Genomic DNA, 15,039 nt, shown 5'->3' with positions numbered 1-15,039 from the left:
GATGCGCACATCGGGTGCTGTTTCCCGCTTTAATCCATCTTCAGTCTCATAGGGGGTCTTGTTCATATGTATAAGAAATCAGTAACCGCATTGTCTGCAACCCTTCTGGCCGCTACGGCCATTCTGTCGGCTTGCGGAAGTAACAATAACGCTTCAGATACTGCTAACAACGGAAATAACACAACAGCAACTAATGCACCAGCGGCAACAACGGACGCCAAAAAAGAAGTGCAGTTCTCCATCGGCTACGCTTCCGGCGACCCGGCGACCAAAGAGGCGATAGCAGATGCCGTCAAGGCTTTCATGGAAGCGAATCCGAACGTCAAAATCAAAGACATCAGCGAAACCTCTTCAGCGGCTTATCTGGACTGGCTCAAAACCAAGGATGCTGTCGGCGAATTCCCGGATCTCGTTGAAATCCGTGACACTCAGGTCTTTGCCGATGCCGGCAAAATCGTCGAGCTGCCTGCCGATCTGGCCGAGCTGTTCGACAATCCGCCGCAGGTAGACGGCAAGGTGTGGAATGCGCCGATGTCGGTAAACGTGCCGCAGGGCATTATCTACAGCAAAAAAGCGTATGCGGATGCCGGCATCACCGAGCTTCCCAAAACGTATGACGAGTTTCTCGCAATCCAGGAAAAGCTGAAGGCCAGCGGCATCACCCCGCTTGTTGTCGGCGGTAAGGATATTTTCCATATGGGCTTCTGGGTGAACAAATTCCTGATTGATGATGTGTATTCGAAGGATCCGGACTGGAACTCCAAGCGTACGGCCAAGACAGTCAGCTTCACGGACGCGAATGTTGTACAGGCGATGACAGACTTTAAAGACCTGTTCACCAACTATGTGGACAAAGGCTGGCTCAGCACCGGGGATAACCAGACGGCTTCTATTCTAGTAGCAGGCAAAGCGGCTCAGCTCTACTCCGGCACCTGGATGTTTACGCAGATTCAGGAGGCTGATCCAAGCTTTGAATTCGGCTTCTATGCGATTCCTGACCGTGAAGGCAAAGTGAACGTAATCGGTCTGCCGTCGCCGGCCGGCTGGTCGCTCTCTGCCGAAGCAGCCAAGGATGCGGACAAAACAGAGGCGATCAAGGATTTCATCCGCTTCTTCTTTGCACCTGAGCAGTATGCCAAATATCTGGCCAGCATCAACGCCATTCCTTCCACCAAAGAGAAGGTTACTTATGAAACCGGGGAACAGATGCAGGTAGCGCTTGATCTGATTGCCGACCCGAATGTCACCAAATCGCTGGCAATCAACAACTGGTGGGGCGATAACCTGATTCCTCCGCAGTTCCGTAACTGGTTCTATAAACTCCTGCAGGATCTGGTCGTGAAGAACGAGAACGTCACCAATTATATGAAGCAGGCGGACACCGAATATGACGCACAGGTGAAAGCGAACCAGCAGTAAGCAGTACCGGATTATATGTAAAAAAAGAAAAGCTGCCCGGGGGAGGGAAGGGCCTGCTATCCGGCGGGCCCGGACCTTCTTCTCCGGTGAGCAGCTCCGGGAGGGAGAGCATCCATGTCTACAGCATTGCAACAGACAGACAAGCCGCTTGCGGCACTGAAGCCGAAGAAAAAGAAGCAGTGGCAGTCCTATGCACTGATGTTTATTTTGCCGTCATTTCTGATCTATACATTATTTGTCATCGTGCCGACAGCAGGCAGCATTTATCTCAGCTTCACCTCATGGGACGGGATCAGCGAGGATATGCGGTATATCGGGTTCGCCAATTTCGTGGAAATCTGGCACAGCCCCCGCGTGCACAATGCGCTTAAAAATACGCTGGTCATGACCATCAGCCTGGTGGTGCTCGAAAATATCGCAGCGATTGCCATGGCCATTCTTGTTGATAGGGTCCGCTGGTTCCGCAACCTGTTCAGAAGCATTTTTTATTTCCCGACACTGCTGAGCGGGATCGTAATGGGCTTTGTGTGGGCAATGATCCTGAATTATAATTTCGGCGTGTTCAATCAGATTCTTGATGCGGTCGGACTGGGCAGCTGGGTCGTTGACTGGCTGGGCAATCCGAAATACGCCATGCTGTCGATTATTCTGTCTACAGTCTGGAAAGGCGCGGGCTATTACATGATTATCTATCTGGCCGGGCTGCAGGGCATTCCGCCTGAGCTGAATGAAGCGGCCAGCATTGACGGGGCGAACGGCTTCCAGCAGTTCCGGCACATTACCTTCCCGCTGCTGGCCGGTTCAATGACGGTATGCATGGTACTGTCGATGATCAGCGCGCTGAAGATTTTTGACCAGATTGCGGTCATGACGGATGGAGGTCCGGGCTTTGAGACCGAGACATTGACCTATATTATATATAAAGTCGGCTTTGGCGAGCTGCGGCAGGGCTTTGGTACGGCACTGGCCATGGTGCTGTTCCTGATCATTATGCTGATTACGGTCATTCAAGTGAAATTCCTCCGGAAACGGGAGGTGCAGATGTAATATGACGCTTCAAACGAAAAAAAGAATTGCTGAAATCTCGATGTTTATTGTTACGCTGGTGCTGGCGGTCATTTTCTTTTTCCCGATTTTCTTCAATCTGATGTCTGCCTTCAAAAGCAACGCCGAAATCATGCGGGATGCGATTGCCTTTCCTAAAGGGCTTTACCTGGAAAGCTTCAAATATCTGCTGACCGAGACGGAGTTTCCGCGCGCCATATTGAACAGCCTGATTCTGACGCTGGTGTCCATCGTCGCCCAGGTGCTGATCATTCCGATGGCCGGCTATGCGATTGAGCGGCGGAACGCCCGCTGGACAAGGTTCATGTTCCTGTATTTCCTGGCCGGGATGATGATTCCGTTCCAGGCTTACATGATTCCGCTGTTCAAGGAGCTGAGAATGTTCGGCTTGTACGGCAGTCTGGCCGGTCCGATCCTGGTCTATGTCGCCGGTGCTGTCGGCTTCGGCTGCCTGCTCTATACCAGCTTCGTAAAAGGCATTCCGCAGGAAATTGAAGAGGCGGCGGAAATTGACGGCTGCTCCCGCTACGGGATCTTCTGGCGGATCGTGTTCCCGCTGATGGGTCCGGTTACGGCCAGTATGGTGGTGCTGAACGGGCTGGGGATCTGGAATGACTTCCTGATGCCGATGCTGGTGCTGCCTTCCGGCGAGCCGAAGACGATGGTGGTGGAAATATACCGCTATATAGGAGAATTCTCCTCGCGCTGGGATATGATTTTTGCCGGAACCGCAATGTCGGTTGTGCCGGTGCTGATTGTGTTCGTAGCCCTGCAGAAATACTTCGTTAAGGGCATTGCTGCCGGGGCTACCAAAGGTTAAAGGTATTGAGTTCTTAATCAGTCTTGCTGCAGAAAATATCCTGTCATTATGGTTTAATGTAAGATGAACTTGTTAATGAGTGGCATCTGACCATGATGAAGGAGCGGGGGTTATGATTGTAAGGCAAACCTTGCCATCCCTGGCGGCGGGATACCGTCATACGGCCGGTCTGAAAGCGGACGGTACGGTGACGGCTGCAGGGGATAATATATACGGCCAATGCAATGTAAGCGATTGGAATGATATTGTCGCGGTAGCCGCAGGCAACGCACATACAGGTAATGCCCATACCATTGGGCTGAGAGCAGACGGTACAGTGGCGGCTGCAGGCTGGAACAAGCACGGCCAATGTGAGGTAAGCAGCTGGCGCGGGATTGTGGCAGTGGCGGCAGCCTGGCGCCGGACGATCGGCCTGAAAGCGGATGGCACAGCAGTTGCCGCGGGCCGGAATCAGGATGGCGAGTGCGAGGTAGGCGGCTGGCGGAATATCATAGCGGCGGCAGCAGGTGACTGGCACACAGCCGGACTGCAATCAGACGGCAGGGTTATTGCTACAGGCAATAACCGGTATGGCCAATGCAGGGTTAGCGGCTGGCACAGTATTGTGGCCGTAGCCGCTGGATATCTGCATACCGCGGGTCTTGAGGCGGACGGTACGGTGGTGGCCGCGGGCCGGAACAAGGAGAGCCAATGCGAGGTAAGCAGCTGGCGCGGGATTACAGCGATAGCGGCGGGGAGCCATCATACCGTCGGCCTGAAAGCTGATGGTACAGTAACGGCTACAGGCTGGAATAAGTACGGCGAATGCGAGGTAAGCGGCTGGCGCGGTATTGTAGCCGTAGCCGCCGGCTGTACGCATACTGTCGGTCTGAAAGCCGATGGAACAGTGATGGCAGCGGGCAGTAATGAATATGGCCAATGCGGGGTAAGCGGCTGGTATGATATCCGCCTGCCCTTCATTGGATAATGAACAGCCATGTGCCGTTTCCGGCGCATGGCTTATTATTTTTTGTTTGTATGATGGGAATAACCTATGTTACTATTAACATAGGTTATTCGTATTGGAGTGAATGGGATGTCGATTAATTATGCCATTTTGGGTCTGTTAAGCAGCCAGTCCCTGACCGGGTACGACATGAAGAAGATCATTCAGGATTCTTCCTTCATGTACTGGTCAGGGAATAACAATCAGATTTATAAGGCGCTGGTTGAACTTTTGAAGGAAGAATATGTGACCAGTGAGGTACAGCATCAGGAGAGCTCGCCTTCCAAGAAAATGTATACCATAACCCCGGAAGGAAGGGCTGAGTTGAAGCGCTGGGTTCTGTCGGCACCGGTGCAGCCGGAAGCCCGAAACACCTTCCTTATTCAGCTCGCCTGGAGCGATCAGCTGGAAACCGCCGAAATTCTCGGGATGCTGGATGCTTACGAGCAGGAGATTATGAGCCTTATCCACCTGGAACAGGGCCGTGAGGCTAAAGGGCAGTATTCGCCCGGGCGGAGCCCGCGGGAAGCTATGCTCTGGAAGCTGATTCAGGCGAACAAGCTGTCGGCGCATACGAGTGAATTGCAATGGATTGGAGAGGTCCGCAGGGCCCTTACTAATGAGAATGGGAATGGAGTGAAGCAAGTGAAGGTTGAAGTGATGACCCGTGAAGGACAGCAGTACCTCGAATTACGCCCGGCTGACAGTATGCTAAGTACAGAGCAGGATATTCTGGATCTGATCGGTGCCTGCATGGAGCATGATGTATATAAAGTTCTGCTCAATGAAGCGGCGCTACCGGAGGAATTCTATAATCTGCGGACCGGGCTGGCCGGAACGCTGCTGCAGAAATTCATGAATTACAGAGTGAGAGGTGCGGCGGTCATTGGCAGCGGGCAGGCAGGCAAGGGCAGGTTCAAGGAGCTGCTCTCCGAGCTGAACAAGGGGAGCAGCTTCCGGACATTCGGCAATGAGGAAGAGGCGGCGGCCTGGCTGCTGCAGAAAGATTAAACGTTATAGTGTGTAGCTATGAAGGCCGTCTCTTTGACGGTCTTTTTTGCTGCAAATGTAAGAGCAATGTTAGTGCAATGTAATTTTTCAGTCAATTCGTTGTGGGAACGGCAGTATAAAGGTAACATTCAATTTAGGCATTCGATAACATACAGGGGTGATTGAAGTGGATAAGCAGGTACAGCGGGAGCAGGGATTATTCAAGAGGCTGCTAGAAATTTTAATGGTATCAGGCAGATTGGGCTTCACCTCATTTGGCGGTCCCATAGCCCACCTTGGTTATTTTCATGATGAATATATCCGCAAAAGAAAATGGATGGACGAAAAAAATTATGCTGACCTGGTGGCGCTGTGCCAATTTTTACCCGGACCGGCCAGCAGTCAGGTTGGGATTGGCATGGGGATTATGCGGGCCGGGGTACCGGGCGGGATTGTTTCATTCCTTGGTTTTACATTACCTTCTGTAGTAGCCTTAATCCTATTTGCATTGATTCTTCAGGGCCTGGATGTAAGTAACGCAGGCTGGATTCATGGCTTGAAACTGGTGGCTGTCGCCGTTGTAGCACACGCGATTATCGGCATGGCCCAAAAGCTGACTCCCGATTTAAAAAGAAAAGCCATCGCATTATTGGCAATGGTAATTACATTATTATGGCAGACAGCCTTTTCCCAGGTCGGAATGATTCTTTTATCAGCAATACTGGGTTTCCTGATCTATAGACGGCACGAAGCAGATGCTGACAGCAGAATCAGCTTTCCGGTTAAGCGCAGATTGGCTGCGTTATGTTTAGCTTTATTTTTTGGATTGCTGCTGCTTCTTCCGGTGCTGAGAGAAATGACCTCCATTCGCTGGATTGCAGTGTTTGACAGCTTTTACCGTTCCGGTGCACTTGTGTTTGGCGGGGGACATGTTGTTTTGCCGCTGCTTGAACGGGAATTCGTAGCCTCAGGCTGGGTGAGTAAAGAGGCCTTTCTCGCAGGATACGGGGCGGCTCAGGCTGTCCCGGGGCCGTTGTTTACGTTTGCCTCCTATCTGGGTGCTGTGATGAACGGATGGGCAGGGGGCCTGCTCGCGACAGTAGCTATTTTCCTGCCTGCTTTTTTATTGATCCTGGGAACCCTTCCTTTCTGGGATGGCCTGCGCCGGAATCCAAAAGCAAAAGGGGCTTTAATGGGCGTGAACGCTGCAGTAGTAGGTATATTAATCTCTGCCTTTTATCAGCCGATTTGGACCAGCTCAATCCTTGCACCTGCTGACTTTGCTTTTGCAGCGATATTATTCAGTATGTTAGTTTATTGGAAGCTGCCGCCTTGGATCGTAGTGTTGACAGGTGCGCTGGGTGGAACTGTGATGGCTCTGATATAGATCGGAAGACTGTGATAGCGGCAGCAGAGTTTAATTATATCTGTTATTTATAGACTCCGAATGATAGAGAAGCGGTATAATGGTTCCAAATCTTTTTATCTGGAGGAAACATCATGTACATCGCTTTCGCAAACGATTCTGACTATGAATACATAAGCAGCCATGACCGGCATATTCCTGAGAACCTTATATCCGATAAAATAAAGCGGAAGGAATTCTATATTCTGCGGGACGGGGACGAAGCGAATATCGGATGGATGCGGTTTGGATACTTCTGGGACAACATCCCGTTCATGAACCTGATCTGGATAGATGAACCCCACCGGGGCAAGGGTGCAGGAGCTGAAGTTGTTCACTTCTGGGAGGAGCAGATGAAGCAAAAGGGATTTAATATGGTGATGACATCCACCCAGGCTGACGAAGAAGCCCAGCATTTTTACAGAAAGCTTGGCTATATAGACGCAGGCTGTCTAATCCTGGATACGCAGCCGTTGGAAATCCTGCTTACCAAGAAGCTGGACCTTACAGTTTGAACTTACAAATATGAAGCCCGTTTTCGCCAATCAGCCGGCTGAGAACGGGCTTTATTTTTACCTGGAAAAACATTGTTCACTGCGCCAGGCTCTCCAGATCCGGCTGTAATTTGTTCCGCAGAATATACAGCATTCCGGCACCGACAAGGAACGCAGCAGCATCCGCAATGACCAGTGACCAGACCACCCCGTGAAAACCGTTCATCCGGTTGGCGATGTAGAGCACAGGGATCAGCGTAGCGCCTTGAATAATTGACATAATAAATGCGGCGGTCCCTTGCGCTGTTGCCTGGAAGATCCCCGTAAACAACGCCGTTGTTCCTGAAATGAACAGGGATAAGAAGGTCACATGCAGAATATAGCTGCCCATTTCAATTAACTGCGGGTCATTTGTAAACAAGCCGATTAAATGGTCGGAAATCAGATAGACGATAAGACCGAAAGCGACTGCCAATACTACAATCGTTTTGACCGTGAATCCGATGCTTTGCTTCATCCGCAATCTGTTGGCTGTAAAGGAGAAAGCGATAAGCGGGACGACTCCCTCACATAAGCCCATAATGATAAACTCGGGAAATTGAAGTAATCGGGATGAAATACCGTAAGCGGCTACGGCTGAATCGCCATATTCCACAAGATAATGATTGAAGATCAGCGACATTGCCCCCATAAAGATACTCATAATGAAGACGGGAACTCCGATTTTAACAACATTGCTGACTATTTCTTTGCTGGCTTTGAACCACCGTACGGAAACCGTTAAAAACTGGCTTTTATACCCCATGTGGAAGGCGTAATAGACACTCGCAACGAGGTTGGAGACGACTGTGGCTGACGCAACGCCGATAACGTCCCAATGGAACACGAAGATTACCAGCGCATCGAGGATTATATTTACAGCAACGCTGAGAATCATGCCGATCATCGACGTAATGGCTGCGCCCTCAGAGCGTACAATATTCTCAAGCGTGAAGCATAATACGAGGAAGGGTGAACCAATCAGCATAACCGTGACATAATCCTTAGTAAAGCCGAAGGACTCAGGCGTTGCTCCAAGGCTATGGACAATGGAATCGATGAACGGGAGGCCAACTGCAATGACGATAAGACCGAGTGCCAGGCTGCTGTAAAAAGCGAATGAGGATACATGCTTTACGTCATCGTATTTCTTCTCACCCAGTAAACGGGAGATGAAGGTACCGCTGCCCATGCCGATAAAGTTCCCCAGCGCCATTATGATTGCGAATAACGGCAAGGTTAGCGCAAGTGCAGTTAACATCGCAGTATTGTGGAGAGTACCTATAAAATAGGCATTCAGGATGGAGTAGATGACACTCATTGACATGCCCAGCATCATGGGGACAGCGAAGTGGGCTACGGCTTTGGCGACAGGGGCTTTCTCAAAATAATGGAGGTTTTCTGCATCCATTTAAATCACTTCTTTCTTGTTTATTAATTGCTTATCTAACGGTGTTAGATTGAACCTTACAGTGTTAGATGATATCATGGGTTTAGGAGCTTGTAAAGCATAAACTTACACTGTTAGATAAAAGGGCGGATAATAATGAAAAAGCAGCAGCCTCAGATTTCTGAGGAGCGGATTTTGGAAGCTTCATGGGAGCTTCTTGGAGAAGAGGGCATTGAGAAATTCAGCATGAGACGGCTGGCGGACAGAGTGGGGATTCAGGCTCCCTCTCTATACTGGTACTTCAAGAGCAAACAGAATCTTTACCAGGGCCTGGCCAATCAAATATCCAAAATCATACTGGAGGAATTCCACGCTGAGGGGGATTGGAAAGCGCAGCTGACTGGACTTGCGGTAACCGTACGAAACGTGCTTAGCCGGTATCCCTGCTCCACACAGCTCATGATGATGACATTGCCCCATGAACCGGATATTATCCGGTTTACAAACCGGATGCTGCTCTGCGTAGAAGAGACGCCGCTTGAGCCGGAGCAAAAAATGCAGGTGGCTACTACGCTTATGAACTATGTGTTCTTTTTCGTTCTGGACCGTTATCAGCATGAACGTAATATCTCCGCTATGATTAAGGATCAGGAAGCGCTCCCGGGTGAAGAAATGCTTCAGCTTCTGGATTCTATGAGTGATAATGACGCGGGGCTGTTCCGGAGGATGTTTACGACCGGCCTGTTCGAGCTGATGGGGACCGACCGGGCGTTTGAGTTTGGCCTAAAGCTGATTGTGCTGGGGATTGAGCAGGTAATTATGGAGCTGGAAAAAAAGTAAAGATCAATACGTGTCAGGTGATGATTAGGCGGTAAAAGAATACTAAAGAGAGCAGCACCTTTCCGGATTATGCCGAGGGGAAGCTGCTCTTTTTTGGGTTTTGTAATTAATAAATAAAAATATAAAAAGATTCACACTATTTAAAAATTTCAATTGACTAATATGGGAATATCGCTATAGAATAAAAGCGGTTACAGAGTTTCTTAAAGGGTTTAGTTTAGTTATGTATAAAATAAACGAAGGCCGAAAAGAAACTTTTTTATCAAATTTCTCTTGTAAGCGTTTTATTTATACTGGCTAATAAGGAGGTGCTTTCCGGTACCTTAAATGCTGCTTATGGCTTATGTGCGAGAAAGGGAATGGTAAGGGAACCGTTGAGGCCAATTTTAGAAACGGAGGGATTTACTTTTGAATAAATGGACTGGCAGGCTGACTTCTTCACTTCTTGCACTGCTGCTGCTTGTTCCTTCCCCGGCATTGGGGGCTTCGGGAACAGTAACGGACGGCAATTCTGCGGGACAGCAGGCGGCTGCAGCACCGGATTATACAGGGCACTGGGCAGCCGGAGATTTGCAGACTTGGGTAGACAAAGGACTGCTGTCGGGGTACGGAAACGGCGTATTTAAGCCGGATCAGAACATTACCCGGGCGGAATGGGTCGCCCTTGTAAACCGGGTATTTAATCTGCAGACTGTGGCTGCTGCAAACAGCTTCAGTGATGTGGAACAGGGCAAGGCTTACTACAGTGAAGTTATGAAAGCGGTATCTGCAGGATATGTGTCCGGTTACAGCGATGGAACCTTCCACCCGCAGCAGATTGTCAGCCGCCAGGAAGCGGCGGTTATGCTATACAGGCTGTTCCGGCTTGATGCTGCGGCAGCTGGGGCAGGACCGCAGGATGCTGAAACGCTGCCGGAGTGGAGTAGAGAAGCCGTCCTAAGCTTGCTAGGCGATGGATTCCTTAGCGGCTATGAGGACGGCAGCTTTAAAGGAGGACGTCCGGTAACACGGGCAGAGGCTGTTCGGATGATCGGCAAGCTGTCAGGAGAGATTATTCTGCAAAGCGGCAGTTATGCACAGCTGCAGGCAAAGAATCTGGTAATTAGCAGCGCCGGTGTGTCGCTTAAGGACACTGAAATTACAGGCAACCTGTATCTCACGGAAGGGATTGCCGGTGGAGATATTCTGCTGGACAACGTGAAGGTTGCGGGCAAGATTATCGTCAGCGGCGGCGGTGAAAACAGTGTCGTGCTGAACAATACCTCAGCAGCCTCGCTGACCGCAGACAAGCCGGACGGCAAGCTGCGGATTGTTCTGAAGGGCAGTAGTAGCATACCGGATGTAACAGCGGAGTCGGGTGTCAGACTGGAAGAGGATACGGCACTTGGCGGAGCGGGCTTCAGCCGGGTCAAGCTTGAGAATACCCTGCCTGCGGGTTCGCGCATCCAGCTTAGCGGCAGCTTTGATTCTGTTGTAGTCAATGCTGCAGGGGAGCCGGAGCTTGTGCTGGTGAGAGGAACAATCGCAGAAATGACACTTAACCGCATGGCGCACTTCGTGCGGAGGCCGGAAGCGAAATCAGGAATCTGATTCTTAATCTAAGCAGTCAGCTTACGGTTCGGGGTACGGGCAGGGTAAGCTATGACCCGAAATTCAGCGGTTTAATCAAGCTGGAAACTCCAGCGGCAACGGCAACAGCTACGGCTGCACCGGTAAGTAACGGAGGAAGTACTGTATCACCAACCGCTGCGCCAAGCTCTGCAGCATCGCCAACGCCGGCAGTGACTCCGCAGGCTACACCGGCACCTACACCGGAAGCCTCCCCGGCTCCGTCTGCCCCGGTGTTCAGCAACGTATCCGTACATGACCCTTCAGTAGTGAAGGACGGCGGGACGTATTATGTGTTTGGTTCGCATATTGAAGCGGCCAAATCACAGGATCTGCTGAACTGGAGCACATTCACCAACGGCTACAAGACACCGGACAATGCGCTTTACGGCGATCTGTCTGCCAATCTGGCGGAATCCTTCGCCTGGGCGGGGGAGAATGACTCCGACAGCAAAGGCGGATACGCCGTCTGGGCGCCGGATGTATTCTGGAATGCGGATTATGTGAACGGGGATGGCAGTAAAGGCGCATATATGATCTATTACAGCACCTCATCCACGTATATCCGTTCTGCAATCGGCTTTGCCGTATCGCAGAAGATTGAAGGTCCGTATATTTACGGCGGCACTGTAATCTACTCCGGCTTTACACTGGATGAGCAGTATGATGTGAGCAGCAAGGTCAACAAAAAGTGGACCAATACTAACATTCAGACACTGATCGGCAAAGGAACGCTGGAAGGCATGAATCCGGCCTGGTTCAATGCAAACGGCACATATAACAACAAGCAATATACCAATGCCATTGATCCGACTCTGTTCTATGACAAGGACGGGAAGCTGTGGATGACCTACGGCTCCTGGTCAGGCGGAATCTTCCTGCTGGAGGTTGACCCGGCGACCGGACAACCGGTATATCCCGGCAAAGACGGGACTACCGCAGACGGCAGACTGATTGACCGTTACTTTGGCACCAAAATTTCCGGCGGTAATTACAAATCCGGAGAAGGTCCTTATATTGTCTATGACCAGGCAGCCGGCTATTACTACCTGTATGTAACCTATGGCGGGCTGGCTGCTGATGGCGGCTACAATATGCGGCTATTCCGCTCCGTGAATCCGGACGGTCCTTACAAGGATGCGGCAGGGCAGAATGCAGTGCTGGCGACGGACGGGGATCACTCGAACATCGGCAACAAGCTGATCGGTAATTTCCTGTTCAGCAATCTGAACGGGGAGGCGGATTTCCCGGTATACGGCTATGTCTCCTCCGGGCATAACTCGGTTTATTATGATGAGGAGCAGGGCAAGCTGTTCAATTTCTTCCATACCAGATTTCCTATGCGCGGGGAAACCCACGAGGTGCGGGTGCACCAGATGTTCATGAACGAGGACGCCTGGCCGGTTGTGGCTCCGCACCGTTATTCCGGTGAGACGCTTGCCAAGGTTCAGCGGGCAGATGTCGTAGGTGCCTATCAGTTTGTCAACCACGGCAAGGATACCTCGGCCAAAATCAAGCCGACCGTCGATGTCGAACTGCTGGCAGACGGCACTCTGGGCGGAGCGGTTAGCGGCAGCTGGGAACTGGCGGGCGATTATTACGCCCGCCTGCTGATCGACGAAACAGAGAACGGCAGTACAGTACAGCACCTGTACAAGGGTGTATTCGTGAAGCAATGGGATTCCACCCGGAATGAACAGGTCATGGTCTTTACGGCGATGTCAGACCAGGGCGTTGCCGTCTGGGGCAGTGCCATCAAGCTGCTCAGCGATGATCAGCTGGTTGCTAATATTGCCGGCGGCCTGACGCTTGGGGACACCAGTAAGGTCTATAAAGACCTGACCCTTCCGGTATCCGGCGTGCACGGAGCTGTCATTAACTGGACATCCTCCAGCCCGGCGGTTGTTGCCGCAGACGGCAAGGTTACCCGGCCGCAGGCGGGAAGCGGCAATGCCGAGGTTCAGCTGACAGCTGCCATTAAGCTTGGCAATGCTTCGGTCACGAAGACGTTCACTGTCGTTGTCATTCAGCTTGGCGGCACGCTGCTGGAAGACGGACTGGTTGCAGCGTATGACTTTGAAGACAGCCTGGCGGAGAGCGCCGGGCGGCAGGCTGACGGCAGCGCAACCGGCAAGCTGCTGAACACAGCTGATGGAGCAGTGGAGTATGCGGCCGGCGAGGACGGGCAGGCGCTTAAGCTTACAGGCAGCTCCGGTGTTCGGCTGCCGGACGGTCTGATTAACGGCAGCGCCTATACGTTCAGCCTGTGGCTGAACCCGCAGGAGCTGACAGCCTTCACATCGGCCTTTTTTGGAGCCAAGGGCACCAATAACTGGATGAGTCTGCTGCCTTACGGCAACGGCGGGGCAACGACCCGGGTATGGTTCGGCAGTGAAACCTGGCTGGATGCCGATGCCGGCCTGCAGATCGGGGCCGGCAAATGGTCGCATATAGCGTTCACCTACGATGCCGGAACGGTTAAGCTGTACCTGAACGGAGTGCTGAAATATACAGGGACAAACTATACCGACCTGTTTGACAGTGAAGACAGCGTCTTTGCACTCGGCGTCAACTATTGGGATATCCCGTACAAGGGGCTGATTGACAAGTTCCGTGTCTATGAAAAAGCGCTGACGCCTGAAGCCGTCGGCTGGCTGGTGAACGGTGAACCGGATGCCAATGTGAAGGTGAGCGCGATTGCTTTTGCTGATGCTGCTGCAAGCATCGCTGTCGGAAATACCTTTATTCCAGCAGTTTCTGTCCTGCCAGCTAATGCCGGCAACCGGGCGTTGGTCTGGACCTCAAGTGCACCTGCTATTGCTGAGGTTGATAGTGCATCCGGGGTTGTAACGGCAAAGCATGTAGGCGATGCTATCATTACCGCTGCCTCCACCGACGGAAGCAATGTAACCGCAAGCTTATCTGTGAAGGTTTCGGACGGCCGGGTCGCGGTGTACTCTTTTGACGGCAATTTGAAGGATTCGCTTGAGCTCTCGGGTGAAGGCAGAGTAACAGGTCAGCTGGTCGGCAGCGCTACTGTAGGCAGTATTACTTACGGTGACGGTGTAACGGGCCAGGCGGCATTATTTGACGGAGCTTCCGGTATTCGGCTGCCGGACGGACTGATTAACAGCAACAATTATTCAGTCTCAATGTGGCTGAAGCCGGATCAGCTAACGACTTACACGACCGCCTTTTTTGGGGCAAGCTCTAACAGCAGCTGGATCAGTCTTGTGCCGAAGGGCCCTTCGGATGCAACCATCCTTTGGTCAAACGCTGTCTATGAGGCAACAGCAGGCTATATTATACCTGCCGGAACCTGGACGCATGTCACTTTCACGGTTAATAACGGGACGGTCAAGCTGTACATTAACGGAGAGGAAAAGTTCTCGGGCAGCGGATTTCCGGATATTTTTACGAACAAAAACGGGGTCTTCACGCTTGGGGTCAACTATTGGGATGTTCCATTCAAGGGGCTGATCGACGAGCTGAAGCTGTATAACAATGTGCTTGCACCCGAAGCGGTGCTGGCTGATTACCAATCGGCTGGTCTTTAAACGGCCCGGCCCATTTGGAAGGAAATAAAGAGAAGGAGCAGGACGCGATGTCCTGCTCCTTTTTTGTCTATACATAAAGCTGATCCCGTGCAGCAGGGGCCTCAAAGCCATTTAACCGCCCACTTCTCAACATGGCTGAGTGCTGCCCCAAGCTCCTGCCCCTTGACTGTCAGCGAATATTCCGTCCGGACCGGCCGGTCGGGATCACGGTACGGGTAAGCAGCCCGCAGCCCTCCAGCTCCTTCAGCCGCTCGTTCAATATACGTTTGCTCAGATCCGGAATGAGGGTGTGCAGTTCGCTGAACCGTTTGGGGCCTTCCATCAGTACATGAATGATGAAATTCACCCATTTTTTCCCGACGATATGATAAGCATGCTCCACTTTGGCAAGTAACGGCCTGATTTCCTGATCCATCGCACATCCGTC

General features: G+C 51.6%; 12 protein-coding genes and 1 pseudogene. 10 read left to right on the top strand and 3 right to left on the bottom strand.

The window, feature by feature from the left end; translation table 11 throughout:
• Window positions 1–66: 66 nt before the first annotated feature.
• The 7 genes from AWJ19_RS01650 (at window position 67) to AWJ19_RS01620 (ending at window position 7,199) form a co-directional block, all read left to right on the top strand.
• Window positions 67–1,419: an extracellular solute-binding protein gene (locus AWJ19_RS01650; protein WP_068720967.1), complete on the top strand. Its 1,353-nt coding sequence runs from the start codon at window positions 67–69 to the stop codon at window positions 1,417–1,419.
• A gap of 114 nt (window positions 1,420–1,533) precedes the next feature.
• Entirely contained in the window at window positions 1,534–2,466 is a 933-nt protein-coding gene (locus tag AWJ19_RS01645; protein ID WP_068720966.1) for a sugar ABC transporter permease, read from the top strand.
• A gap of 1 nt (window position 2,467) precedes the next feature.
• Window positions 2,468–3,304 carry a carbohydrate ABC transporter permease gene (locus tag AWJ19_RS01640; protein WP_068720964.1) on the top strand — a complete coding sequence of 279 codons (837 nt, stop codon included), beginning with the start codon at window positions 2,468–2,470 and terminating at the stop codon, window positions 3,302–3,304.
• A 112-nt stretch (window positions 3,305–3,416) separates the two neighbouring features.
• A complete protein-coding gene (locus AWJ19_RS01635) occupies window positions 3,417–4,271 on the top strand; it encodes a chromosome condensation regulator (RefSeq protein WP_068720962.1) in 855 nt (284 codons plus the stop codon).
• A 108-nt stretch (window positions 4,272–4,379) separates the two neighbouring features.
• Entirely contained in the window at window positions 4,380–5,300 is a 921-nt protein-coding gene (locus AWJ19_RS01630) for a DUF4180 domain-containing protein (RefSeq protein WP_068720960.1), read from the top strand.
• Window positions 5,301–5,523: 223 nt separating this feature from the next.
• On the top strand, window positions 5,524–6,666 hold the full coding sequence (chrA, locus tag AWJ19_RS01625; protein ID WP_068721019.1) for a chromate efflux transporter: 1,143 nt from the start codon (window positions 5,524–5,526) through the stop codon (window positions 6,664–6,666).
• A 113-nt stretch (window positions 6,667–6,779) separates the two neighbouring features.
• A complete protein-coding gene (locus AWJ19_RS01620) occupies window positions 6,780–7,199 on the top strand; it encodes a GNAT family N-acetyltransferase (protein WP_068720957.1) in 420 nt (139 codons plus the stop codon).
• 76 nt (window positions 7,200–7,275) lie between these two features.
• Here the strand turns inward: AWJ19_RS01620 and AWJ19_RS01615 are convergent, their stop codons facing one another.
• Entirely contained in the window at window positions 7,276–8,628 is a 1,353-nt protein-coding gene (locus AWJ19_RS01615) for an MATE family efflux transporter (RefSeq protein WP_068720955.1), read from the bottom strand.
• A 135-nt stretch (window positions 8,629–8,763) separates the two neighbouring features.
• On the opposite strand from AWJ19_RS01615, the gene AWJ19_RS01610 reads away from it, so the two are divergent.
• A complete protein-coding gene (locus AWJ19_RS01610) occupies window positions 8,764–9,447 on the top strand; it encodes a TetR family transcriptional regulator (protein ID WP_068720954.1) in 684 nt (227 codons plus the stop codon).
• 408 nt (window positions 9,448–9,855) lie between these two features.
• The gene (locus tag AWJ19_RS01605) at window positions 9,856–11,037 is read left to right on the top strand and encodes an S-layer homology domain-containing protein (protein ID WP_068720952.1); all 1,182 of its coding nucleotides are present in this window, start codon (window positions 9,856–9,858) and stop codon (window positions 11,035–11,037) included.
• Window positions 11,038–11,086: 49 nt separating this feature from the next.
• Here AWJ19_RS01605 and AWJ19_RS35545 read toward each other — a convergent pair whose 3' ends face one another.
• Entirely contained in the window at window positions 11,087–11,299 is a 213-nt protein-coding gene (locus AWJ19_RS35545) for a hypothetical protein (protein WP_068720950.1), read from the bottom strand.
• Here AWJ19_RS35545 and AWJ19_RS01595 point away from each other — a divergent pair.
• On the top strand, window positions 11,289–14,612 hold the full coding sequence (locus AWJ19_RS01595; protein WP_241781560.1) for a LamG-like jellyroll fold domain-containing protein: 3,324 nt from the start codon (window positions 11,289–11,291) through the stop codon (window positions 14,610–14,612). The two genes, AWJ19_RS35545 and AWJ19_RS01595, sit on opposite strands and share 11 nt — an antisense overlap.
• Before the next feature lie 101 nt (window positions 14,613–14,713).
• Here the strand turns inward: AWJ19_RS01595 and AWJ19_RS01590 are convergent.
• Window positions 14,714–15,027: pseudogene (locus AWJ19_RS01590) on the bottom strand (helix-turn-helix domain-containing protein).
• Between the last annotated feature and the right edge of the window lie 12 nt (window positions 15,028–15,039).

It is taken from the genome of Paenibacillus sp. DMB5, assembly GCF_001517085.1.
Taxonomy (GTDB): domain Bacteria; phylum Bacillota; class Bacilli; order Paenibacillales; family Paenibacillaceae; genus Paenibacillus_AQ.
Note: the sequence above shows the minus strand (reverse complement) of the source record. Positions and strands in the feature narration are given on the sequence as shown.

Excerpts from the sequence above, each read along its gene's own strand:
- AWJ19_RS01620 (WP_068720957.1), top strand. The coding sequence starts at position 6,780 with ATGTACATCGCTTTCGCAAACGATTCTGACTATGAATACATAAGCAGC.
- AWJ19_RS01645 (WP_068720966.1), top strand. The coding sequence starts at position 1,534 with ATGTCTACAGCATTGCAACAGACAGACAAGCCGCTTGCGGCACTGAAG.
- chrA (WP_068721019.1), top strand. The coding sequence starts at position 5,524 with ATGGTATCAGGCAGATTGGGCTTCACCTCATTTGGCGGTCCCATAGCC.
- AWJ19_RS01610 (WP_068720954.1), top strand. The coding sequence starts at position 8,764 with ATGAAAAAGCAGCAGCCTCAGATTTCTGAGGAGCGGATTTTGGAAGCT.
- AWJ19_RS01635 (WP_068720962.1), top strand. The coding sequence starts at position 3,417 with ATGATTGTAAGGCAAACCTTGCCATCCCTGGCGGCGGGATACCGTCAT.
- AWJ19_RS01615 (WP_068720955.1), bottom strand. The coding sequence starts at position 8,628 with ATGGATGCAGAAAACCTCCATTATTTTGAGAAAGCCCCTGTCGCCAAA.
- AWJ19_RS01640 (WP_068720964.1), top strand. The coding sequence starts at position 2,468 with ATGACGCTTCAAACGAAAAAAAGAATTGCTGAAATCTCGATGTTTATT.
- AWJ19_RS01630 (WP_068720960.1), top strand. The coding sequence starts at position 4,380 with ATGTCGATTAATTATGCCATTTTGGGTCTGTTAAGCAGCCAGTCCCTG.
- AWJ19_RS01650 (WP_068720967.1), top strand. The coding sequence starts at position 67 with ATGTATAAGAAATCAGTAACCGCATTGTCTGCAACCCTTCTGGCCGCT.